Origin of the sequence: Ochrobactrum sp. MYb379 (assembly GCF_037479515.1) — a bacterium.
Lineage (GTDB): Bacteria > Pseudomonadota > Alphaproteobacteria > Rhizobiales > Rhizobiaceae > Brucella.
Window position 1 is genome coordinate 43,590 of the sequence record NZ_JBBGYW010000023.1, and the last position, 22,758, is coordinate 66,347.

Genomic DNA, 22,758 nt, shown 5'->3' on the forward strand with positions numbered 1-22,758 from the left:
CAGGAGGGCCGGAATTTTCGGCTAAAGAGATGGAATTCGATATTGTCTCCCTGTCGCGATTGCAGTTCGCAATCACGGCACTTTATCACTTCCTCTTCGTACCTCTGACACTTGGTCTTTCCGTGCTGCTTGCCATCATGGAAACCGTATATGTCATGACCGGAAGGCTCATCTGGCGGCAGATGACCAAATTCTGGGGTACGCTGTTTGGTATCAACTTTGCTATGGGTGTCGCGACAGGTGTTGTGATGGAATTTCAGTTCGGTATGAACTGGAGCTATTACAGCCATTATGTCGGTGACATTTTCGGAGCGCCGCTCGCCATTGAAGGCATGATGGCCTTCTTCCTTGAAGCGACCTTCGTTGGCCTGTTTTTCTTTGGCTGGGACCGATTGTCCAAGATAGGCCATCTCATGGCCACTTACGCAGTCGCTGCTGGTTCCAATTTCTCGGCATTGTGGATTCTGATTGCGAATGGCTGGATGCAGAATCCGGTCGGATCCGCCTTCAATCCAGAAACCATGCGCATGGAAATCACTGATTTCTTCGCAGTTTTGATGAACCCGGTAGCACAGGCAAAATTCGTTCATACGGTCTCAGCAGGTTACGTAACCGCTTCTATTTTCGTTCTTGGCGTTTCTGCATGGTATTTGCTGAAAGGCCGTTCGACTGAATTAGCCAAGCGTTCGATGACGGTTGCCGCATCCTTTGGTCTCGCGGCGTCTCTTTCTGTCGTCGTTCTAGGTGACGAAAGTGGTTATCTCGCCAACGAACATCAGAAGATGAAGATCGCAGCCATCGAAGCTATGTGGGAAACTGAACCCGCTCCAGCGTCGTTTACTGCATTTGGTTTCCCGGATCAGGAAGCACGCGAAACCCATTTTGCGGTTCATATTCCATGGGTCATGGGCCTGATCGGAACGCGCTCGCTGACGACGCCAATTGAAGGCATCGAACAGCTTGTTGAAAATGCGCAGGGCCATATCCGCAAAGGTATTATCGCCTATGATGCTTTGCAGCAAATTCGAGCTGCACATGATACAAATGCGGTATCGCAGGATGTGCGGGATGCATTCGCGGATAACAGTCAGTGGATGGGCTATGCGCTTCTTCTAAAGCGCTATATCGATGATCCGCGTCAGGCGACTGATGCACAGATAACGCAGGCTGCAAACGATACGGTTCCCGGCGTTCTACCACTGTTCTGGGCATTCCGTATCATGGTCGGTATTGGTTTGTTCCTGATCTTGCTGACTGGCACATTCTTTGTGCTATCTGCACGTCGCAAGTTGGACCGGCATCCATTGTTGCTCAAAATCGCAGTGTTTGCGATCCCGCTACCGTGGATAGCAGCCGAAATGGGCTGGATCGTTGCCGAGTTTGGGCGTCAGCCTTGGATTATCGAAGGCATTCTTCCAACGGCAGTCGCTGTTTCTAACCTTGGAGCATCGACGGTCTTGTTCACGATTGTCTGCTTTGTCGCGATTTACACGGTTCTATTCGTTATCGAAATGGCTCTGATGTTGCGTGCGATCAAAGCAGGACCAGCACCCGATAGCCAGCCTGAAGCAAAACTTGCGCCTGAAATCATCGCACCAGTGGAGTACAAGTCATGATACTCAGCGATTTGTTAGATTATGAAACACTGCGCATCATCTGGTGGGTATTGCTTGGCGTATTGTTGATCGGCTTTGCCGCAATGGATGGTTTTGACCTTGGTGTTGGCATGTTATTGCCCTTTGCAGGCAAGACGGATCTGGAGCGTCGCGTCGTCATCAACACAATCGGCCCGGTCTGGGAAGGCAATCAGGTGTGGCTGGTTCTGGGCGGTGGTGCAATTTTTGCTGCGTGGCCCCCTCTCTATGCGGTGTCCTTTTCGGGCTTTTATCTGGCGATGTTTGCCATTTTGTTCGCCCTTATTCTGCGCCCCGTCGGCTTTAAGTTTCGTTCAAAGCGAGAAAGTCAGACATGGCGCACTGGTTGGGACTGGGCGCTCTTCATTGGTGGCTTTGTACCGTCATTGATCTTCGGCGTTGCTGTCGGCAATGTGCTGCAGGGTGTTCCGTTCCGCTTCAATGGTGATCTTCAGATTTTCTACGATGGAACGTTCTTCGGTCTGCTCAATCCGTTTGCTCTGCTGTGCGGTCTGCTGTCTGTCGCTATGCTGGTTATGCATGGTGCGTCGTGGCTCGTGCTTAAAACGACGGGTACTGTTCAGGCGCGGGCGCGCTCGTATGGCAGTGTTGCAGCCATCACGACCACAGCGCTCTATGTACTTGCTGGCGTCATCAGCTGGATGTGGGTTTCGGGTTATAAGATCACCAGCACTGTGGTGCCGGATGGTCCGTCGAACCCGCTGCGCAAGGTCGTGGAGCTGGATCATGCAGCCTGGTTCGATAACTATATGAACTATCCAGTGCTGCTCATTGCGCCCGCTCTTGGCATTTTGGGACCGTTGCTCGTACTTATCGCGCTGCGGATGCGAAAGGAACTGGCACCAATTCTGTTTGGAGCGGTTTCCATCTTTGGGATCATTGCGTCGGTTGGCGTTTCGATGTTCCCGTTCATCTTGCCATCGTCGATAGATTTGCGTTCAAGCCTCACTGTTTGGGATGCATCGTCTAGCCATATGACACTGTTCATCATGCTCGTGGTGACGTTGATCTTCCTGCCGCTCATCGTCGCGTATACGTCGTGGGTCTATAAAGTCCTGTGGGGTAAGGTCGAGAAAAGCGATATCGAGGACGAAAGCAATCACGCCTACTAATTGATCCGTGGACGCACGCCGTCCGCACAAACGTTATCAAGAAAGGAAAGCAAAATGTGGTATTTTTCGTGGCTTCTTGGCCTGCCACTCGCAGTCGCTTTCGCAGTCCTGAATGCAATGTGGTACGAGTTGATGGATGACAGAGCGAGGAGGCGGCTCAACGGAGACCCCACCGCAGAACTTGCGCGTGAAGGCAACAAACATCACTAACTGCTTGTGATAACGGCCCGGAAACGGGCCGTTTTCTTTTGCTCAAAATAAATCATCTAAAAAATGGTGGCGTATAGTACCGATTGGTACTCTAATTTTGCGATGCATTTCGTAATAATATTTCGTATATTCACTGTTTAAAATTTCGATAAATTCCTTTCATATGCTGCATTTAGAAGAATGAAGAAATTTTATTACGCTATTTATCCAATCCAAGAGAACCGCTCTGATGGTATTTAATGTGCAATAAGAAAAATAATATTGCTTTATTTTTTATGCCGTTCCATCCTGACGAAAGCAGTGTTGAAGGAGGAAATCAGCAATGCTTCGCATGGGAGAAATGAGGTCATTGCGCCGTATTCTTAGCCAATGACAAACCGGCATCAAATTTGCCGGAACCAATAATCGGCTCTCTCGTTCGACATTAAATGCACGTTTTGAGGAACACCTGCATGAGCGATGATGTTGTGCTTTCTTTGCATGTCCCTGAACCGGAATGGCGCCCGGGCGATACGCCGGATTTCTCCCATGTGAAAATCCCGCGGGCTGGAAGTGTCAGACGGCCGGAGATCGACGAGAAGCCGGAATCGATGCGCGATCTTGCTTTCAGCATCATCCGTGTTTTGAACAGAGACGGTGAGGCGGTCGGTCCATGGGCGGGTACGCTGAGCGATGATGAGCTGAAAGAAGGTCTTCGTCATATGATGATCCTGCGCGCGTATGATGCGCGGATGATGATGGCGCAGCGGCAGGGTAAGACTTCATTTTATATGCAGCATCTGGGTGAAGAGGCGGTTAGTTGCGCGTTCCGTAAGGCGCTGCGCAAGGGCGATATGAATTTCCCGACCTACCGGCAGGCAGGGCTTCTAATCGCTGACGATTATCCGCTTGTCAGCCTGATGAACCAGATTTTTTCAAATGAAGCAGATCCGCTTAAAGGTCGTCAGCTGCCCGTCATGTATTCCTCGAAAGAGCATGGCTTCTTCACCATTTCGGGCAATCTCGCCACGCAATACACGCAGGCTGTGGGTTGGGCGATGGCCTCAGCCATAAGCCATGACACCAAAATTGCCGCTGCATGGATTGGTGACGGCTCTACCGCTGAAAGCGACTTTCATGCAGCGCTGGTTTTTGCGTCTACCTATAAAGCCCCGGTTGTTTTGAATATCGTCAATAATCAATGGGCGATCTCGACGTTTCAGGGCATTGCGCGTGGCGGTTCTGGCACGTTTGCGGCACGCGGCCACGGCTTTGGCATTCCTTCGCTTCGTGTTGATGGCAACGATTATCTGGCCGTACATGCTGTCGGTAAATGGGCAGTAGAACGCGCGCGCCGTAATCTTGGGCCGACGATTGTCGAATACGTGACGTATCGCGCTGGCGGCCATTCAACGTCTGACGATCCTTCCGCTTATCGCCCGAAGGCTGAAAACGATGCCTGGCCTTTGGGTGATCCGATACTTCGGCTTAAAAATCACCTGATTACTCGGGGCGTCTGGTCCGACGAGCGGCACAAACAAGCAGAAGCGGAAATTCTCGACCTCGTAGTGAGTGCGCAGCGCGAAGCAGAAGCTATCGGCACACTTCATGATGGTCGAAAACCCTCGATGCGCGACATGTTCGAAGATGTTTACGCGGAAACACCACCGCATCTTGTTCGGCAGCGTCAGGAGGCGGGGTTTTAATTATGACTAAACTGACTATGATTGAAGCGATCCAGAACGCTCATGACATTGCCATGGAGCGTGATGAAAAGGTTGTCGTCTTCGGCGAAGACGTTGGTTATTTCGGTGGGGTTTTCCGTTGCACAGCTGGCTTGCAGAAGAAATACGGCAAGGACCGCTGTTTCGATGCGCCTATCAGCGAGCTAGGCATTGTCGGCACAGCTATTGGCATGGCGACTTATGGTTTGCGCCCCTGTATCGAAGTGCAGTTTGCCGATTATGTTTATCCGGCCTACGACCAGATCGTCTCGGAAGCCGCGCGTATGCGTTATCGCTCGGCGGGTGAGTTTACATGCCCTATGGTGATCCGTATGCCGTCTGGTGGTGGCATTTATGGCGGTCAAACGCACAGCCAAAGCCCCGAGGCGCTTTTCACGCATGTTTCTGGTCTGAAAACAGTTATGCCTTCAACGCCAGCTGACGCCAAAGGCCTGTTGCTGGCAGCGATTGAAGATCCTGATCCGGTGATCATGTTTGAGCCAAAGCGTCTCTATAATGGACCTTTCGATGGACACCACGACAGGCCGGTCACATCATGGAAAAAGCATGATCTCGGAGAAGTACCCGAGGGTTATTATACCGTGCCGCTCGGCAAGGCCGCGATCAGACGTGAAGGCAGCGATGTGACCGTGCTGGCCTATGGCACCATGGTCCATGTGGCATTAGCAGCGACTGAAGAAACCGGCGTCGATGCCGAAGTGATTGACCTGCGCACGCTGCTCCCGCTCGATACGGAAACAATTATGGCTTCCGTCAGGAAGACCGGGCGTTGTGTCATTGTGCATGAAGCAACATTGACTTGCGGTTATGGCGCTGAGCTTGCTGCTCTCGTGCAGCGCGAATGTTTCTATCATCTCGAAGCACCTATCATCCGTGTGACCGGCTGGGATACGCCATACCCACATGCGCAGGAATGGGCTTATTTTCCGGGGCCAGATCGTGTCGGTCGCGCACTTGTTTCAATCATGGAGGCTTAAATGGCTCATTTTGCGATCAAGCTCCCTGATGTTGGCGAAGGCGTTGCAGAGGCTGAACTTGTCGAATGGCATGTGAAGGTTGGCGATATTGTACGGGAGGACGACCTACTTGCTGCCGTCATGACCGATAAGGCAACAGTTGAAATCCCTTCTTCGCGTAGTGGTAAAGTCATCGCGGTCAATGGTGAAATCGGCGAGAAAATTGCTGTTGGCTCCGAACTGGTCCGCCTTGAAATCGAAGGTGCAAGCAGCGAACAAAAAGTGGAAGTACCAGAACCTGTAGCTGCTGCGCCCGCTGAAACACCTCAGCCGCAACCAGCCAGCGCGGAAGCGCCTGTGCTGTTACAGACGCCGGTTCCACCTAAAGCTGTTGCACAGAAAAAAGAAAACTCAAGCAGGGCCTTTACCGGAGCAGGACCAGTGCGCGCAGAGGGCGAAAAGCCACTGGCAACACCATCGGTCAGGTTGCGCGCACGCGATGGCGGCATTGATTTAAGACGTGTAAAAGGCAGCGGCCCCGCCGGGCGCATTACGCATGAAGATCTGGACGCTTTTTTCCAGACTGAAAGTGGCGCTGCACCAGCTATGCTGGGTTATGTTGCAGACACCTCGATCAACGAGATTAAGGTCATCGGCCTGCGGCGTAAGATTGCTGAGCGCATGGCCGAAGCAAAACGTCATATTCCGCACATTACTATCGTTGAAGAAGTGGATGTGACCCAGCTTGAAGATCTTCGTACAGGGCTTAACAACGAGAAAAAGGAAGGACGTCCGCGCCTGACCTTGCTGCCATTTATTATCCGTACAATCGTCAAGGCAGTCAAAGAACAGCCGGGGCTCAACGCACATTTTGATGATGAAGCAGACATTATTCGTCAGTTTGGCGGTGTACATGTCGGCATTGCCACACAGACGCCAAACGGCCTTATAGTGCCTGTGGTGCGGCATGCGGAAAGTCTGTCTGTATTTGCAGCCTCATCGGAACTTTTTCGCGTGACGGAAGCAGCGCGCAACGGCACAGCTAAACGAGAAGAACTGACAGGCTCGACCATAACCATCACATCATTGGGGTCACTAGGCGCCATCGCAACCACGCCGATTATCAATCGACCGGAAGTCGCGATTGTTGGCATAAACAAAATGGCGATACGTCCGATGTGGGACGGCACACAATTTCTGCCGCGCAAGATAATGAACCTGTCGTGCAGCTTCGACCATCGGGTTATCGATGGATGGGATGCGGCAGTCTTCGTGCAGAAGCTGAAAAGCCTGCTGGAAACGCCTGCGATGATTTTTGTAGAGGGCTGATCGGATGAGTGAGATTTCCTGCAAACTTCTGATCATTGGCGGCGGTCCCGGCGGTTATGTCTGCGGTATTCGCGCAGGCCAGCTTGGTATTGATACAGTTCTGGTTGAGAAAAAGCGGCTGGGTGGTGCCTGTCTCAATGTCGGCTGCATACCGTCCAAAGCTGTTATCCATGCCGCTGACGAGTTTCATCGTCTCACGACATTTGCGTCGAAAGGTGCGCTTGGCATCACAGCTGAAAATCCTAAGATCAATTTTGCCAAAACACTTGAATGGAAAGACGGTATCGTCAACCGCTTGAATAGCGGAGTGGCCGGGCTTCTGAAACGCTCCCGCGTGCGCATGTTCCAGGGGCAGGCGCGTTTTATGGATGGTAAAACCGTTGTGGTCGATACCGACACCGGTCGTCAGACTATCCATGCCGAGAACATCGTGATCGCTACGGGTTCCGTACCAGTTGAAATCCAGGCGCTACCGTTTGGCGGAAATGTTATCTCTTCAACCGAAGCGCTTTCACTGGATAAAATACCAGAGAAGCTTGCGATTGTTGGCGGTGGCTATATCGGGCTTGAGATCGGCACAGCCTTTGCAAAGCTTGGTGCAAAAGTGACAATCGTTGAAGCCACTGATCGCATCCTGCCGCAATATGATGCTGAGCTGACACGCCCGATTATGGCAAGGCTGAAAGCACTCGGCGTTGAAGTGCTGACGAACACTTCTGCCAAAGGCTTATCCGCTGATGGAAAAGCGCTGGATGTCGTGCTGACTGATGGCAAGATGCATTCGATCTCCGCTGACAAAGTTCTTGTCACCGTTGGGCGCAAACCGCAAACCGATGGCTGGGGTTTGAGCGAAATCCGGCTCGATATGGACGGTCGCTTTATCCGCATCGATGATAGATGCCGCACCTCCATGCGCGGGGTTTATGCTATTGGCGACGTGACAGGCGAACCTATGCTAGCACATCGCGCTATGGCGCAGGGCGAAATGGTTGCTGAAATCGTAGCAGGCGGCAAACAAGCCTGGGATAAGCGCTGCATCCCGGCAGTGTGTTTCACTGACCCCGAGATCGTAACAGTCGGCTTATCTCCGGATGAAGCGCGCAAGGCAGGGCAGAATATCCAGACCGGCATTTTCCCGTTTCAGGCCAATGGACGTGCGATGACTATTGAGCGTGAGGATGGCTTTATCCGGGTTGTCGCCCGCGCTGATAATCATCTGATACTTGGTATTCAGGCCGTCGGCGTCGGAATTTCCGAGCTGTCATCTGCCTTTGCGCTTGCTGTGGAAACAGGCACCCGCCTTGAGGATATAGCCGGAACCATCCACGCTCATCCAACGCTAGGAGAAGGCTTTGCCGAGGCCAGTATGAAAGCACTCGGCCATGCGCTGCATGCTTAGTCTTTTGACTTTTTTTCGTGCCGCCACACAAAAACGGCAGCACCAGCAATCATAGCTGCAAGCGCAAACCATGTGATTGCATAAGACAGATGGTTGTTGCGAAAAGTAACAACCGTCAGCCCACCAATCGGCGCATTGCCCGGATTGGATTTAGCGTCCGCATCAATGAAATAGGGCGCGACTATTCCCAAGCCTTCTTTTTCGGCGAAGGCTTTGACATCGCGCGAGTTCCACTCATTGCGGGCAGGGTCATTTGGACGTAGAAAGAAGCCATCCGGCTCGGGCAGACGCAGAAGGCCTGTTACAGTTGTTTCGCCCGCGATTTGCGTTTCGGTACGTAAAGACGGATCGCGTTTGGCATCGGGAATGAAACCACGATTAATGAAAGTCAGTGTATCGTCATTTGAACGCATCGGTGTAAGCACCCAAAAACCCGATCCACGTTCGGTCAACGCACGAACCAGCACTTCCTTATCATTGAGGTAAGAACCGGTCAGCGTAACATGCCGATACTCGTCATCAGCCTGATTGACATTGGCCCAATCATCTTTGCCCGGAGCAGCGACCGGCTCTGCATGAACGCGCGCATCGACGCGGGCAATCAAGTCGAGCTTCCATTGCAGGCGCTCCACTTGCCAGATGCCAAGGCTCAAAAACAATCCGAAAAATAGCGCCCCCAGAACCGCCATGAAGCCAAGGAAGAAACGAGATTTCTTCTTTTGCGGTATGGAGTGGGCTTCAGCGGGCGTTGTCATAAGTTATTCCTGGGCAATGGGGGAGGATTGCCGCTTGAAATACTCCATATGCGCTTTGCGATAAAGGGTGACCAAGGCAAAAGAACGTGATTGCGCAATAAGAAATAGCGCCGACATCCCTCTGACCGGATGCGGCGCTTTAAATTATCCAAAATTTTTATGCACTTTTTTGAACTTTGCGTCTGCGATGCGAGTAGCCGCCTTTTGAAAGACGAAGAACATTGCAAACTTGGGTCTTATCTTCAGAAGGCTTCTGCATTTGCGTTTGAGCATTCTGGAGCATCTGCGTCGTTACGGGCGTGTGCTTTGTACTTGGTCCGATAGTAATGCTTCTCATCGATCATTCTCCCTGTTTTTGGGTACGGCAGAAGCCTCAAAGGCTACTCCGTCCGGTAGTCAAGAATGTGCGAATGAACAGATTATTAACCTTATTGGGGAACTTGACAAGCACCAAATGCAACCCTGCGTAAGCCCTTACATATGCATATGAAAAAGCCGGGTCGCTTCTACAACCCGGCAATTTATAGCTCGTAAATTTGTAAGTTAGTCGCGATTGCCGGTTAGGATTTCACGCTTTCCAACATGATTAGCCGCACCGACCAGACCTTCCTGTTCCATACGCTCAACAAGCGAGGCTGCACGGTTGTAACCGATGCCGAGGCGACGCTGGATGTAAGAGGTGGAGCACTTCTTATCGCGCAAAACAACTTTCACTGCCTGCTCATAGACATCGTCGCTGTCTTCTGAACCCATGGCCGAAGCATCGAAGACTGCTGCGTCCTGTGATGTGTCGTCGTCTTCCTCATCTTCTGTCACGGTCGCCAGATAATCCGGACGGCCCTGTTCCTTCAGATGATTGACGACCTTTTCGACTTCTTCATCCGATACGAATGGTCCATGAACGCGAACGATACGGCCACCACTGGCCATATGCAGCATGTCACCCTGACCGAGAAGCTGTTCAGCACCCATTTCACCAAGAATGGTGCGGCTGTCGATCTTCGATGTAACCTGGAATGAAATACGGGTCGGGAAGTTGGCCTTGATTGTACCTGTGATAACGTCAACCGAAGGGCGCTGCGTCGCCATAATGAGGTGGATACCAGCAGCACGCGCCATCTGTGCAAGACGCTGAACAGCGCCTTCGATGTCCTTGCCCGCGACCATCATCAGGTCAGCCATTTCGTCGATGATGACGACGATATATGGCATTGGCGTCAGATCGAGCTCTTCCTGCACATAGGTCGCTTCGCCCGTTTCCTTGTCGAAGCCGGACTGCACCGTGCACATCACGGTTTCGCCCTTGCCCTTGGCAGACGCTGCACGCTGATTGAAGCCTTCGATATTGCGGACGCCCAGACGTGCCATCTTGCGATAGCGGTCTTCCATTTCGCGTACGGCCCATTTCAGAGCGACAACGGCCTTCTTCGGATCTGTAACAACCGGCGTCAGCAGGTGCGGAATGCCATCATAAATGGAGAGTTCCAGCATCTTCGGATCGACCATGATCAAGCGGCATTCTTCCGGCTTGAAGCGGTAGAGCAGCGACAGGATCATTGTGTTGATTGCAACAGACTTACCGGAGCCAGTGGTGCCAGCAACGAGCAGGTGAGGCATCTTTGCAAGTTCTGCGATGATTGGCTCGCCACCGATGCCCTTGCCTAGGCAAAGCGGCAGACGATAGTTCGAAGATTCGAACGTACGGGAGTCAATCATTTCGCGGAGATAGACAGTTTCGCGACAGGCGTTTGGCAGTTCGATACCGATGACGTTGCGACCTGGAATAACCGCAACACGTGCGGACAATGCTGACATTGACCGTGCAATATCGTCAGACAAACCAATCACACGCGAAGACTTTACGCCGGGTGCCGGTTCAAATTCATAGAGCGTGACGACAGGACCGGGGCGAACATGGATGATTTCACCGCGTACGCCAAAGTCTTCCAGAACGCTTTCGAGGAGGCCAGCGCTGCGCTCAAGCATTTCCTGAGTGATGAGATTACCATCAAGCGAAGGAGGCTCTTGCAGCAGATCACGCGGCGGAAACTCGTAGTCGCCATGCATGACGACAGCCTCGGTACGGGGGAGGGGCTGCGGCTGATAAAGAGCAATTGAGGGTGCAGTTTTGGCAGGGGCAGCAACTTTCGGGGCTTCTGCAACAGGTGCAGGAGCCACAACTTCCTCGATCACGTGCTCTTCTGCTTCAGCGACAGTAAGCACGACTTCATCTTCCGTTGCTTCTGCAGCAACTTCGACAGGTGCCTGAGGTGCCGCCCCTACAACAGGCGCGCGAGGTGCTTCAATTTTTACTTCTGCAACGGGAGCAGCAACTGGCTGTGGAGCTGGAGCAACCGGCACCGGCTGAACGACTTCAGCAACCGGAGCAGGCTGTTCTACGACAGCAGCCGGTGCTTCCTGAGGCTTAGCCTTGTTCCACTCAACAGTACGGAACTGCGCGATGATCGATTCAACGCTTGGAGCAGGGCGCTTAGGTTCTGCAACTTCCGCAACAACCACCGTAGACAGCACAGGTGCTGAATCAAACTCAACGCCTTCCCAGAAAGCAAAGTCGGACAGATGGGCGAATGCTGAAATGGCGGCGGAAACATCTGATGCTGGTGCGACTGCGGTCATTGGTGCAACCTGCACAGGAGTAATTTCTACCGGTTGCGCAACAGGAGCGGTATGGAGAACAGGCGGCACCGGTGCGACGGGCGTGCGAACCAAGTTCTGTGAGACGGACTGCTGAAGTGCTGCAACAGCCATTGGCTGAGCTTCGGCAACCTTTGCTATCTCGACCGGAGCCGCATCCACTTCAGCGGGCTTCGCACGTCCATTAATATCTGGCAAATCTTCACCGCGACGGCGAACCAGATCAATCTCTGGGGTCCGTGTAAAACGAACATTCGCACCCAGCGAAAAATATGATTTCCATGCGCCGTCGGAGTCTGGTGAATGCGCTCCCAAAGGGTCGCGCTGCGGCTTCTGCTCCTGAGCAGACTCTGCACGATTGCCATCAGTATGGGGAAGATTTTCTCTCAAATTACGCATGATACCTGAACCATAGATATGTCGCCCGAATGAGCCTTAGTAATAAAAAATGAAGGTTAACAACCCCCTTCATAATTCGCTCAAAAACGACAAATTTCTTCAGTGTGATATATTGCGGCTTAAACTATAATAGCGTTCATCTATCTTAAATATCATTACTAATCATAATATTAAGCTATTTTTCTAATCTAAAATATAATCCTAGTGCGGTTAAGCTGTTATGATGAACAGGCGCACCAGTCATCCAGATAAAGGTCATTTCGAGACTCACTGAGACTCAGCTTGTCTCAACCAGTCAGATAAGGACATGCGGCGGTTTCCCCCGCGACCAACAAAGGTTTCTGCAGCGCACATCGAATTCAACACAGCTTCCTGTGTGGCTTCGGCCGCTGCGCGGAAAAGAATATCAATCCGATTCTCATTCAGGCACTGCATCGCCATGAGATCGCGTGGCTCATCATGATCCAATGTGACCGCTGTTGAAAACCCAAGCGCGATATCGCCGCTGCCATTGCCCCAGAAAGCACCAAGCCTTGCCAGTCCAGCGCCACAGCGTTTGGCAATGCGTTTTAGCTGACGATGTTCAAGCGGAATATCTGTTGCCAGTATAACGATGACTGAACCTCGCTCGGGTTGGGCTAAGGCTTTGGGCGACGGCCTGCGGCCATCCGGCAGAACGAGATCGCCAGTACGACCAAAATTGGTGAGCGTCAGAATGCCAACATGATAATCGGCTCCATCAAGGGTAAATCGACGAGAAGAACTGCCGATACCACCTTTGAAACCGAAGCATGTCATTCCAGTTCCGGCCCCGAAATTGCCCTGCGCAAAGCTGCTGCTGGCGTTTTGCAAAGCGAGACGTGCATGCTCTTCAGTAATAGCCATCGCCTGAATGTCGTTGAATGGCCCATCATTGCATTCAAGCACGACAGGATTGACCGTGGCAGTCGTGCGGCCAATATCCGGATTGGCTTTGATCGCCTCACGAATAAGTGCATTAGCGCAGCTACCGACGCCAAATGTATTGGTGAGCAGGATAGGGGTTTCGATACTCCCCAATTCTTCAACCTGCATCAGGCCAAGGCTTTTGCCAAAGCCATTGATAACATCGGCCGCACCAAGAACTTTATGACGATAAAGATTGCCTGAATGCGGCAGGATCGCCGTGACGCCAGTATTTATATCGCCGTCGCATAAAGTGTGGTGCCCAACGAGTACGCCTGGAACATCGGTGATAGCGTTGCACTCACCTGTTGGCATCGTGCCGCAAACAATATCAAAATCCCGCGCCGTCAGACTCATGCAGATGCCTCTTTTTTCAACACCAAAGGTCATAAACGCTTTTCAACTGCGAGGAAACCACTCCCAGGCGTGACGAAAAAACCACAGCGATAGCTACTTATGCTCAATTTAAGCAAAAGTATTAGCCGGTTTGGTTTTCCTGTGTTGACACCTGCCTATTAGAGGCGCAGCAAATGCGACGTTAAGAAGTTTCGGCCGAACAAGGGGATCTACGCGGCATGAAAATTACTATCGAACAAACGTTGGATCAGGCTGGAACCGGCCCTTTCCAGCGCAATCTTCTCGGCGTATTTGGCTTGGTCTGGGCCGCGGATGCTATGCAGGTTTTAGCTGTGGGCTTCACCGCGGCATCGATCGCCCTGACGTTTGGCCTCACTGTCCCGCAAGCCTTACAGACGGGAACACTCTTCTTTTTAGGTATGCTGATTGGTGCCGCAGCTTTCGGCAGACTGGCAGACAAATATGGCCGCCGTCGCGTGTTGCTCATCACGGTGAGTTGTGACGCGGTTTTCGGTTTGCTTTCGGCTTTCTCGCCTAATTTCGCAATTCTGCTCGGCCTTCGCTTTCTCACAGGTATTGCCGTCGGTGGCACATTGCCGGTCGACTATGCAATGATGGCCGAATTTCTCCCTTCCAAAAATCGCGGACGTTGGCTCGTGATGCTAGAGGGCTTTTGGGCCGTGGGGACGGTCATTATTGCTCTGGCTGCATGGGCTGCAAGCCTTGCCGGCGTTGCTGATGCGTGGCGCTATATCTTTGTAGTGACTGCCGCACCGGCCTTGATTGGTATCTGGTTGCGTTTCTGGGTTCCTGAATCGCCGATGCACCTGCTTAAATCCGGGCAGGAAAAAGAAGCCAAGGCGGTCATGAACCGCGTCCTGCGCAAGAATGGCAAGCCGGAACTACCTCCGAAAGCGACACTTGAAGCACCGCTTCTTGTGACCAACGAAAAGCTGCTGTCGCCAAACCTGCGTCAGCGCACGCTGACAACGCTTGCGATCTGGTTCCTTGTGTCGGTGTCCTATTACGGCATCTTCACATGGATACCAGCGAAGCTGGCAGGCGATGGCTTTGGCTTTGTGCGCGGCTATGGCTTCTTGGTTATCGTTGCTTTGGCACAGTTGCCGGGATATGCGCTCGCAGCTTATGGCGTGGAAGCATGGGGGCGTCGCAAAACACTCATCACCTTCCTGTTCATCAGTGCGGCTTCCTGTGTATTGTTTACGGTGGCGGGAAACTCGGTTCTCGTTGGTGCTTCGATCCTCATTATGAGCTTTGCTTTGCTTGGCACATGGGGTGCGCTCTATGCGTTGACACCTGAATTGTTCCCAACAGCCTTGCGCGCAAGCGGAATGGGAGCTGCGGGTGCAATGGCACGTCTCGGTGGATTGTTGGCACCGTCAGCGCTCGCTCTCGTTATCAGCCAAAGTTTCATTATAGCTGTTGCAATGTTTGCGGGGCTTCTGGCGTTGGCAGGCGTGATTGCGTTTTTCATCAATGTTGAAACGCGTGATAAAGCACTAACGTGATAAACGGCAACCTGGACCTCACAACTGAGGTCCAGGGATCCACTATATTAGTTTAACATATTAAATATTATATACATATTATTGTTTTTATTAGTTTTTTTGTCAAAGTTAATTGCATTTCCTAAAGTTAAGATTATAGCGATTTCGACCAAGTTGCGGATACTCTCCATCCTTCAATGGCAGAATGCCATGATAGAAGAGTCGGGATGGTCCACCCCAAACGACCACATCGCCGTGGTGAAGCACGAATTTGCGTACCGGATCACTGCGCTGCAATCCGCCGAATTGAAATGTCGCGGGTAGTCCCAGCGACACAGAAACAATCGGATTTTTGAAATCCTTCTCGTCCTTATCCTGATGCAAAGACATTTTGGCGCCGGGTTCATACCGATTGATGAGACAGGCATCCGGTGAAAAGTCGGGATAACCGGCTTCGTCCGCAGCACTCTCTGCAAGATCGCGAAATGCCCCCGGCATTGAAGGCCACGGCTTTTCCGTTTCAGGATCAACGGCGCTGTAACGATAGCCCTTCCGGTCCGTCACCCAGCCGAAAGACCCGCAATTGGTCATAGCGACTGACATGCGAAATCCGCCTGGCGTCGTCATATTCCGAAAAGATGCATCATTCTCAACATCTTGCATGGCGTTAAGAATTTCGACTTCGTTTGCGAGCGCAAATCCTCGCAAAAGAACAGCGCCTTCGGCAAGCTTTTCTCGATTATCGAGCTGGGAAAACAGATCAATCATAAGGCCACTCTAACACAAAGCCGCACAAGAACGTCCCAAAAACTGCTTTCATATATTCGGTTATCTTGACAGAGCAGAAGACTCGTAACATATAAAGTTACATGAAAAAAGATAGCAAACTTTCGGGCGTCCTCCACGTCCTCCTTCACATGGCTGAGTATAAAAAGCCCGTGACCTCCGAAGTCCTCGCAAAAGCGATGGGCACCAATCCCGTTGTCGTGCGTCGGGTCATGAGTGGTCTGCGAGAGCAGAGCTATGTGCGCTCCGAAAAAGGTCATGGCGGCGGATGGGAGATCGCTTGCGATCTTAGCAAAGTCACGCTGCATGACATTTACAACGCCATCGGCAAACCATCGCTGCTTGCGATGAGCAATCGCACGGAAATGCCGGGTTGCCTCGTCGAGCAGGCAGTCAACGCATCGCTCAACAAGGCGTTCAGCGATGCAGAAGCGCTTTTATTGAAACGCTTTGGCGAAGTGACACTCGCCATGTTGAGCGCCGATTTTCATCAGCGCGCGATAGAACGCGGCGCAACTTTCGACATGGAGACAGCCCATGACGCATCATGACGTGATTATTATCGGTGGCAGCTTTGCCGGACTTTCGGCGGCGACCTATGTGGCGCGCGGTAGACGCTCGGTTCGCGTGATTGATGCAGGCAAGCCACGCAACCGCTTTGCCGAACATTCACATGGTTTCTTCGCTCAGGACGGAAGCAGCCCGGCGGCGATGCTCGAAACGGCAAAAGAGCAGGTTAAAGCCTATCCGACTGTAAGAGTAACGGAGGCTAAGGCCATCAACGGGACCGGACAGATTGATGACTTCTCTATTGAGTTGGATACAGGCGAAGTCGTTAGCGGACGCAGGCTCATATTTGCCTTCGGCATTTCTGACGTTTTGCCAGATTTACCGGGGCTGGCTGAACGTTGGGGAAAATCGGTTATTCATTGCCCTTATTGCCATGGCTACGAGTTCAGCGGCAAAAAACTCGGCGTGTTGAACCTGTCGCCAATGTCGTCTCATCAAGCCATGCTTATCTCCGAGTGGGGACCGACCACATTCTATCTGAATGGTGGCGAAGAGCCTGATGCTGCAACGTTGGCAGAACTCGAAAAGCGTGGCGTCACTATTGAAACAAAACCACTTGCGGGCATAAGAGGTGAGGGAGCATCCATCTCCGAGATCGAACTTGCTGACGGTCGCCTATTGAAAGCTGACGCATTATTCATTGGACCATACAACCGCCTGAACAGCCCGCTGGCTGAGCAATTTGGTTGCATATTGGAAGATATGCCGCTTGGAAAAGCCATCAAAACTGATGAGATGAAAGCAACAAGCATTGAAGGCATCTATGCCGCCGGCGATATTTCAAGGGGCGCACATAGTGTTGCATGGTCTGTTGCGGATGGTGTTTCCGCGGGCGTTTCTGCTCATCGGTCTTTGGTGTTTTAGATCTCTATCACTTTATAAGAAAACGGGGACAAAGCCCCGTTTTTGTTTAATTTAGTCGTTTGTACCAAACCGCTCCTCGCTCAGAGCTGCGGCCATGAGGGCCTTCGTATAATCCTCGCGGGGATTATCGAAAACCTGTTCTGTGTCGCCCTGTTCGACGATCTTTCCGTTCTTCATAACAATAACATAGTCGGACACGGCGCGTACCACAGCCATGTCGTGACTGATGAAGAGATAGGAGAGGCCATGCTCCTTTTGCAGATCGCGTAACAGCGTAACGATCTGCTTCTGAACGGAACGATCCAGTGCACTGGTCGGCTCGTCAAGCACGATTACCTTTGGTTTTAGGATCATCGTGCGTGCGATGGCGATACGCTGGCGCTGGCCGCCAGAGAACTCGTGCGGGTAACGATTGCGCATTGCCGGGTCCATGCCGACTTCACGCAGCGCTTCCTGTGCACGGCGATCCCGTTCCTTTGCCGAAAGGTGCGGCTCATGGATAAGCAGACCTTCGGTTATGATCCGGCCCACAGTCATACGTGGGCTGAGTGAGCCGAATGGGTCCTGAAATACGAGCTGCAACTCGCGGCGTTTAGGTCGCATGGCTTGTGGGTCTGTCGGCAGCTCTTTACCGAGATAGGCAACACGGCCCTCGGAAGGGAGCAGCCGCAGGATAGCTCGTCCAAGTGTGGATTTTCCCGATCCTGATTCACCAACGATGCCAATCGTCTGACCTTCCTTCAATGTCAGCGAAACATCATTGACCGCTGTCATATAGGTCGGAGCACCAATCCATGGCTTGTTGATGAGAAAGTTGACCTTCACATTATCCGCTCGGATCAGCACAGGCGATTCATCTGAAGGCGATGCCTTTTCACCCTCCGGCTCTGCATCAAGCAGCATTTTCGTGTAAGGATGTGCAGGCGCTGTGAAAAGCTCTTCCGTTTGATTGGTTTCCACAACTTCACCCGAGCGCATCACATAGACCCGGTCGGCAAAGCGGCGCACGATACCAAGATCGTGGGTGATGAAGACCACGGCCATACCGAGCCGCTGCTGCAGATCAGCCAACAGATCGAGAATTTGCGCTTGAATGGTGACGTCGAGCGCCGTTGTCGGCTCATCTGCAATCAGAATATCGGGCTGATTAGCAAGTGCCATGGCGATCATGACGCGCTGGCGCTGACCTCCCGATAGCTCATAAGGGTAGCTATCGATGCGGCGTTCCGGTTCAGGAATACCGACTAGCTTCAGCAATTCCAGAATACGTGGACGCGCCTGTTTCTTGCTCATACCGCCATGATAACGCAAGGGTTCTGCCAACTGATCACCAATCCGATAAAGCGGATCAAGCGATGTCATCGGCTCCTGAAAGATCATAGTGATCTTTGCGCCACGGATTTTGTTGAGCGCCTTATCAGACATACCGATCAAGTCTTGGCCGCGATACAGCGCCTGACCTGTCGCTTTACCGTTTTGTGCGAGCAATCCCATCATCGCCATGGTGGTCTGGCTTTTGCCAGAACCGGATTCACCAACAATCGCGATGGTTTCTCCGGCTTTTACATCGAGATTGATGCCGCGTACCGCTTCAACGGGACCATCATGTGTATCGAAAGTTACACGCAGATCGCGAACGCTTAGAATGTTTTCTTTTGTCATCTCAGCGATCCTTCGGGTCAAGGCTGTCACGCAGGCCGTCGCCAAGGAAGTTCAGCGCAAACAGAATGATAGTGAGGGTTGCGGCAGGCCAGATCAGGAGCCAGCTTGCGCCGCGCATGTTCTGTGCACCTTCCGAGATAAGAAGACCAAGCGAGGTGAGGGGATCTTGCACGCCAAGGCCCAAAAAGGACAACAGGCTTTCAAGCAGAATGGCTTTTGGCACAAGAAGTGTGACGAAGACGATCACTGGTCCCAGCGCATTCGGGATAATATGACGCGTGATGATGCCACGTCGTGTCGCGCCCAATGCTTCGGCTGCTTGCACAAATTCTTGTCGTTTCAGGCTCAATGTTTGTCCACGCACAATGCGCGCCATATCCAGCCATTCCGTTGCACCAATGGCAATGAAAATGATGAATATCGACCTCCCGAAGAAGACGAGCATTAATATTACGAAGAAGATGAAGGGCAGTGAGTAGAGAATATCCACCAGGCGCATCATCACATTATCAACGCGACCGCCAAGATAACCAGAAATAGCGCCATAACCGACACCGAGCATCAGTGCCATTGCGGAAGCCAGCAGACCAATCGACAGAGAAATGCGAACACCAATAAAAATGCGTGTCAGCAGATCACGACCAAGATTATCAGTGCCAAGAACGAAATAATTACGCGCCACGTTCAACGTCAGCTTGCCGGAAAGCCCATCGGCTGCAAGTTCGATCTGTGGATTGCTAAACAGGTCTGAACGCTGGAAGTAGCGCAACACGCGCTCATCAGTCGGTCGTTGGGCCGTAAAATCAACAACAATGCTATTTCCGTTCAGTTCCGGTTCTGCGGTTGATTGAAGCCTTGCACGCGCCAATTCGCGATCAAGACCGGGCATAATCGTATCCGCACGTGGATATGCTTCAAGGCTCGGTGCAACACGCACGAATTGCGGATAGATTTTATCATAAGGATGCGGGCTAACCATTGGCCCAAAAATGCCAGCCAGTGCCAAAACAACAAGCACAATTGCGCTTGTAACAGCGGCCTTGTTCTTGCGCAGACGAAGCCATGCATCTTGCCATAGCGAACGGCTTTGGACGGAACCGAGCTTTTCAGTTTCTACTGCAGCGGTAAAATCAGTCATAGCGAACCCTCGGATCAAGCCATGCATAAAGAAGATCGACGATCAGGTTAAACACCACGACAAAGATCGAGATGACGACAACGGTGCCCATAACAAGGGTATAATCTCGGCTCAAAGCGCCTTGCACAAAATAGCGGCCAATACCGGGAATGCCGAAGATCGTTTCAACCACAACCGAGCCGGTGAGCAAGCCCGCAGCAGTTGGTCCGAGATAAGAAACAGCTGGTAGCATAGCTGCGCGCAAGGCGTGTACGCCCACAACTACGCGTGCTGGCAGGCCGTAAGCGCGAGCGGTACGAACGTGATTTGCGCGCAGAGCTTCAATGGATGCACCACGTACCAAACGCGCGATAACGCCAACTTGAGGCAAAGCCAAAGTCAAAACTGGCAATATCCAGTAAAGCACGTTGGCCGACGACCAGCCGCCAGCCGGAACCCAACCGAGGATTACGCCAAACAAGAGGCTGAGTAGGGGAGCAACGACGAAATTTGGAGTGGTAATGCCGAATGTAGCCACTGCTACAACGAAATAATCAACAGATGAATTCTGTCTGAGTGCCGCCATTGTACCCAAAATGGTACCAAGAACAGTGGCTAGTGCCAGACCAAGGGAACCGAGCATGATGGATACTGGCAAACCCGATGCAAACAGATCGTTGACGGTAAAGTCACGGCGCGTAAAGCTGGGGCCGAGATCACCCTGCACAAGATTGCCCAAGTAAATAAGATACTGCTGCCAGAGCGGCGCATCCATATTATAGGCCTTTTTAAGGTTTTCTAGAATGAGCGGATCAATAGGACGCTCAAGATCGAAAGGACCACCGGGAGCCAACCGTATAAGAAAGAATGTCAAAGTGACTATTATAAAGATCGTGGGTATTGCACTACCCAATCGTCGGAGCGTGTAGCCCAGCATTTCTATCATCCTCCATTGCTGAACCACGCTTATGTGGTCCAGCAAATCCCGTTATGTATATTGTATTGTTTTAGCCTTTTATCGATAGCCAGCGCGTGGCGTGAGAGTTCATCAGATTATCGTCGTAGCCTTTGACCTTATCGGCAACGAGTGCCGTCGAAGAATAGTAGAGCAGGGGCACGACTGCGCCGTCTTGCAGCAGAATTTTCTCTGCTTCAGCAAGTAATTTAGCTCTCTCACCCAGATCTGTGGTGATTTGTGACTTTGCCATCAGCGCATCGTAATTCTTTTGTGACCATTGCGCATAATTGAAATAACTGTCGGTCGTATACAAAGACAGGAACGAGTTTGGATCGTTATAATCACCAATCCAACCGTCACGGGCGATATCAAACATGCCTTTCTGCTCGAGATAGTTGAAATAAGTTGTGCCATCGACCTCATCAAGCGAGGCTTTTATGCCAATGTCTTTAAGCATATCGGAAATGGCCGCCATCGTGTTCTTGTGATTTTCAGATGTGCCATATCTCAGAACGATTGAAAGACTACCAGGCGCAACACCCGCTTCTTTCAGAAGCTCTTTGGCTTTGTCTTCGCGGTCGAGGACATCCTGACCGGCAAAACTAAACTTCGGTGGCTCTGCAACGTAATTATGAATACCGGGTGGAACCATGGAACTGGCTGGCAACATGGTTCCGCGCCATACTTCCTGTGCTAGAAAATCGCGGTCAATCGTCATTGAAATGGCCTGACGAACGCGTGAATCGCGCAGCTTGCTGTCCGGCTCGCCTCTGATGTCTATGTAATAAATGCCGAGCTGAGGCGCTTGACGGAATTCTTTTCCCAGCTTTTCCTTCACATAATCCATCTGTCCAGCAGCAACTTCAGTACAGATATCAATCTCTTTAGCCTCGAAGCGACGCATACAGCTCGAACGTTCCTGAAACGGTATCCAGTTCACCTGATCAATCTGAACATTTCCAGCATCCCAGTAATAAGGATTCTTTTTCATGACGATCTTGTCGTTGGGGTTGAAGCTTACAAGCTGGTAGGCACCATTGCTGATCATATGTCCGGGCTGTGTAAACTTTGATCCAAACTCTTTGACCGCCTTCGGGTTGACCGGATAAGCTGTGTTATGCGTGAGCAGTTCGATGAAATACGGAGTAGGTCTGCTAAGCGTAATGCACAGCGTCTGATCATCAAGCGCCTTTACGCCCAGCTCATCGACAGGCATCTTACTCGTCGCTATCTGTTCCGCGTTTTTGATTGCAAAAAGAATACTGGCATAACCTGCGGCGGTTTCCGGATTCATCAGACGTTTAAAAGAGAACTCAAAGTCACCGGCTGTTACTGGATCTCCATTCGACCATTTCGCATTTTCACGCATATGAAATGTATAGACCAAACCATCTGGCGATATTTCCCATGATGTGGCGGCACCGGGAATGGGTTGGCCTTTACTATCCTGCGCGACCAGTCCTTCATACAGGTCTTTCAGGACACGATCTTCTTGGATAGTTGTAGTAAGCTGCTGATCCAGCGTCGAAGGGTCAATGTCATTGCCACGATTGAGAACAATCGCAGCGGATGAGGTCGAGCAAAGCATAGTTAGGCAAAGGCTTGATAACAAAAATCTACGCACCATTGAAAACTCCTATATAATTTAAAAATAAACTACCCCGCAAAAAGCAGAGCTTCCCGGTTCGCTTCTTGAACAGAACACTTCTTTAAAACAGCAGTGCCCAATTCAGACCTGCTTTTCAGGCTTTTAAAAAACACAGAAACAACCGGAAAAGTTAGGGCTGCGCCCAGAGG

Annotated in this window: 19 protein-coding genes; 10 read left to right on the top strand and 9 right to left on the bottom strand. The window is 51.6% G+C overall.

What is annotated here, in order from left to right; genetic code table 11:
* Positions 1 to 29: 29 nt before the first annotated feature.
* The 7 genes from WH356_RS22995 (at position 30) to lpdA (ending at position 8,385) form a co-directional block, all read left to right on the top strand.
* Positions 30 to 1,616 carry a cytochrome ubiquinol oxidase subunit I gene (locus WH356_RS22995; RefSeq protein WP_339515060.1) on the top strand — a complete coding sequence of 529 codons (1,587 nt, stop codon included), beginning with the start codon at positions 30 to 32 and terminating at the stop codon, positions 1,614 to 1,616.
* A complete protein-coding gene (gene cydB, locus WH356_RS23000; protein ID WP_339515062.1) occupies positions 1,613 to 2,767 on the top strand; it encodes a cytochrome d ubiquinol oxidase subunit II in 1,155 nt (384 codons plus the stop codon). The genes WH356_RS22995 and cydB overlap by 4 nt, the downstream gene beginning before the upstream one ends.
* Before the next feature lie 54 nt (positions 2,768 to 2,821).
* Positions 2,822 to 2,977, top strand: coding sequence for a cytochrome bd-I oxidase subunit CydX (gene cydX, locus WH356_RS23005; RefSeq protein ID WP_339515064.1), 156 nt, complete (start codon positions 2,822 to 2,824; stop codon positions 2,975 to 2,977).
* Between the two features lie 452 nt (positions 2,978 to 3,429).
* Positions 3,430 to 4,662 carry a 3-methyl-2-oxobutanoate dehydrogenase (2-methylpropanoyl-transferring) subunit alpha gene (locus WH356_RS23010; RefSeq protein WP_339515066.1) on the top strand — a complete coding sequence of 411 codons (1,233 nt, stop codon included), beginning with the start codon at positions 3,430 to 3,432 and terminating at the stop codon, positions 4,660 to 4,662.
* A gap of 2 nt (positions 4,663 to 4,664) precedes the next feature.
* Positions 4,665 to 5,678, top strand: coding sequence for an alpha-ketoacid dehydrogenase subunit beta (locus WH356_RS23015; RefSeq protein ID WP_339515067.1), 1,014 nt, complete (start codon positions 4,665 to 4,667; stop codon positions 5,676 to 5,678).
* On the top strand, positions 5,679 to 6,986 hold the full coding sequence (locus WH356_RS23020) for a dihydrolipoamide acetyltransferase family protein (protein WP_339515068.1): 1,308 nt from the start codon (positions 5,679 to 5,681) through the stop codon (positions 6,984 to 6,986).
* A 4-nt stretch (positions 6,987 to 6,990) separates the two neighbouring features.
* Entirely contained in the window at positions 6,991 to 8,385 is a 1,395-nt protein-coding gene (gene lpdA, locus WH356_RS23025) for a dihydrolipoyl dehydrogenase (RefSeq protein WP_339515070.1), read from the top strand.
* Here the strand turns inward: lpdA and WH356_RS23030 are convergent.
* From WH356_RS23030 to WH356_RS23045, 4 genes are all read right to left on the bottom strand, one after another.
* A complete protein-coding gene (locus WH356_RS23030; protein WP_339515072.1) occupies positions 8,382 to 9,140 on the bottom strand; it encodes an SURF1 family protein in 759 nt (252 codons plus the stop codon). The genes lpdA and WH356_RS23030 overlap by 4 nt on opposite strands.
* A 157-nt stretch (positions 9,141 to 9,297) precedes the next feature.
* Positions 9,298 to 9,477, bottom strand: a complete 180-nt coding sequence (locus tag WH356_RS23035; protein WP_339515074.1) for a hypothetical protein — start codon at positions 9,475 to 9,477, stop codon at positions 9,298 to 9,300.
* A 206-nt stretch (positions 9,478 to 9,683) separates the two neighbouring features.
* Positions 9,684 to 12,194: a DNA translocase FtsK gene (locus WH356_RS23040; protein WP_339515076.1), complete on the bottom strand. Its 2,511-nt coding sequence runs from the start codon at positions 12,192 to 12,194 to the stop codon at positions 9,684 to 9,686.
* A gap of 267 nt (positions 12,195 to 12,461) precedes the next feature.
* Positions 12,462 to 13,496, bottom strand: coding sequence for a DmpA family aminopeptidase (locus WH356_RS23045; RefSeq protein ID WP_339515078.1), 1,035 nt, complete (start codon positions 13,494 to 13,496; stop codon positions 12,462 to 12,464).
* Between the two features lie 218 nt (positions 13,497 to 13,714).
* Between WH356_RS23045 and WH356_RS23050 the strand changes: the two genes are divergently transcribed.
* Positions 13,715 to 15,025 (top strand): MFS transporter, encoded by a 1,311-nt coding sequence (locus WH356_RS23050; RefSeq protein WP_339515080.1) that lies wholly within the window; start codon positions 13,715 to 13,717, stop codon positions 15,023 to 15,025.
* Between the two features lie 108 nt (positions 15,026 to 15,133).
* Here the strand turns inward: WH356_RS23050 and alkB are convergent, their stop codons facing one another.
* The gene (alkB, locus tag WH356_RS23055) at positions 15,134 to 15,772 is read right to left on the bottom strand and encodes a DNA oxidative demethylase AlkB (RefSeq protein WP_339515082.1); all 639 of its coding nucleotides are present in this window, start codon (positions 15,770 to 15,772) and stop codon (positions 15,134 to 15,136) included.
* Positions 15,773 to 15,873: 101 nt separating this feature from the next.
* Between alkB and WH356_RS23060 the strand changes: the two genes are divergently transcribed.
* Both WH356_RS23060 and WH356_RS23065 read left to right on the top strand, forming a co-directional pair.
* The gene (locus WH356_RS23060) at positions 15,874 to 16,341 is read left to right on the top strand and encodes an Rrf2 family transcriptional regulator (RefSeq protein ID WP_339515084.1); all 468 of its coding nucleotides are present in this window, start codon (positions 15,874 to 15,876) and stop codon (positions 16,339 to 16,341) included.
* Positions 16,328 to 17,224: an NAD(P)/FAD-dependent oxidoreductase gene (locus WH356_RS23065; RefSeq protein ID WP_339515086.1), complete on the top strand. Its 897-nt coding sequence runs from the start codon at positions 16,328 to 16,330 to the stop codon at positions 17,222 to 17,224. Before WH356_RS23060 ends, WH356_RS23065 begins: the two co-directional genes overlap by 14 nt.
* A 51-nt stretch (positions 17,225 to 17,275) precedes the next feature.
* Here WH356_RS23065 and WH356_RS23070 read toward each other — a convergent pair whose 3' ends face one another.
* The 4 genes from WH356_RS23070 to WH356_RS23085 form a co-directional block, all read right to left on the bottom strand.
* Positions 17,276 to 18,886, bottom strand: a complete 1,611-nt coding sequence (locus tag WH356_RS23070) for an ABC transporter ATP-binding protein (RefSeq protein ID WP_339515088.1) — start codon at positions 18,884 to 18,886, stop codon at positions 17,276 to 17,278.
* Between the two features lies 1 nt (position 18,887).
* Positions 18,888 to 20,024, bottom strand: coding sequence for an ABC transporter permease (locus tag WH356_RS23075; RefSeq protein ID WP_339515090.1), 1,137 nt, complete (start codon positions 20,022 to 20,024; stop codon positions 18,888 to 18,890).
* The gene (locus WH356_RS23080) at positions 20,017 to 20,940 is read right to left on the bottom strand and encodes an ABC transporter permease subunit (protein WP_339515092.1); all 924 of its coding nucleotides are present in this window, start codon (positions 20,938 to 20,940) and stop codon (positions 20,017 to 20,019) included. The genes WH356_RS23075 and WH356_RS23080 overlap by 8 nt, the downstream gene beginning before the upstream one ends.
* Positions 20,941 to 21,010: 70 nt before the next feature.
* Positions 21,011 to 22,588 carry a peptide ABC transporter substrate-binding protein gene (locus tag WH356_RS23085; protein WP_339515094.1) on the bottom strand — a complete coding sequence of 526 codons (1,578 nt, stop codon included), beginning with the start codon at positions 22,586 to 22,588 and terminating at the stop codon, positions 21,011 to 21,013.
* Positions 22,589 to 22,758: the final 170 nt, after the last annotated feature.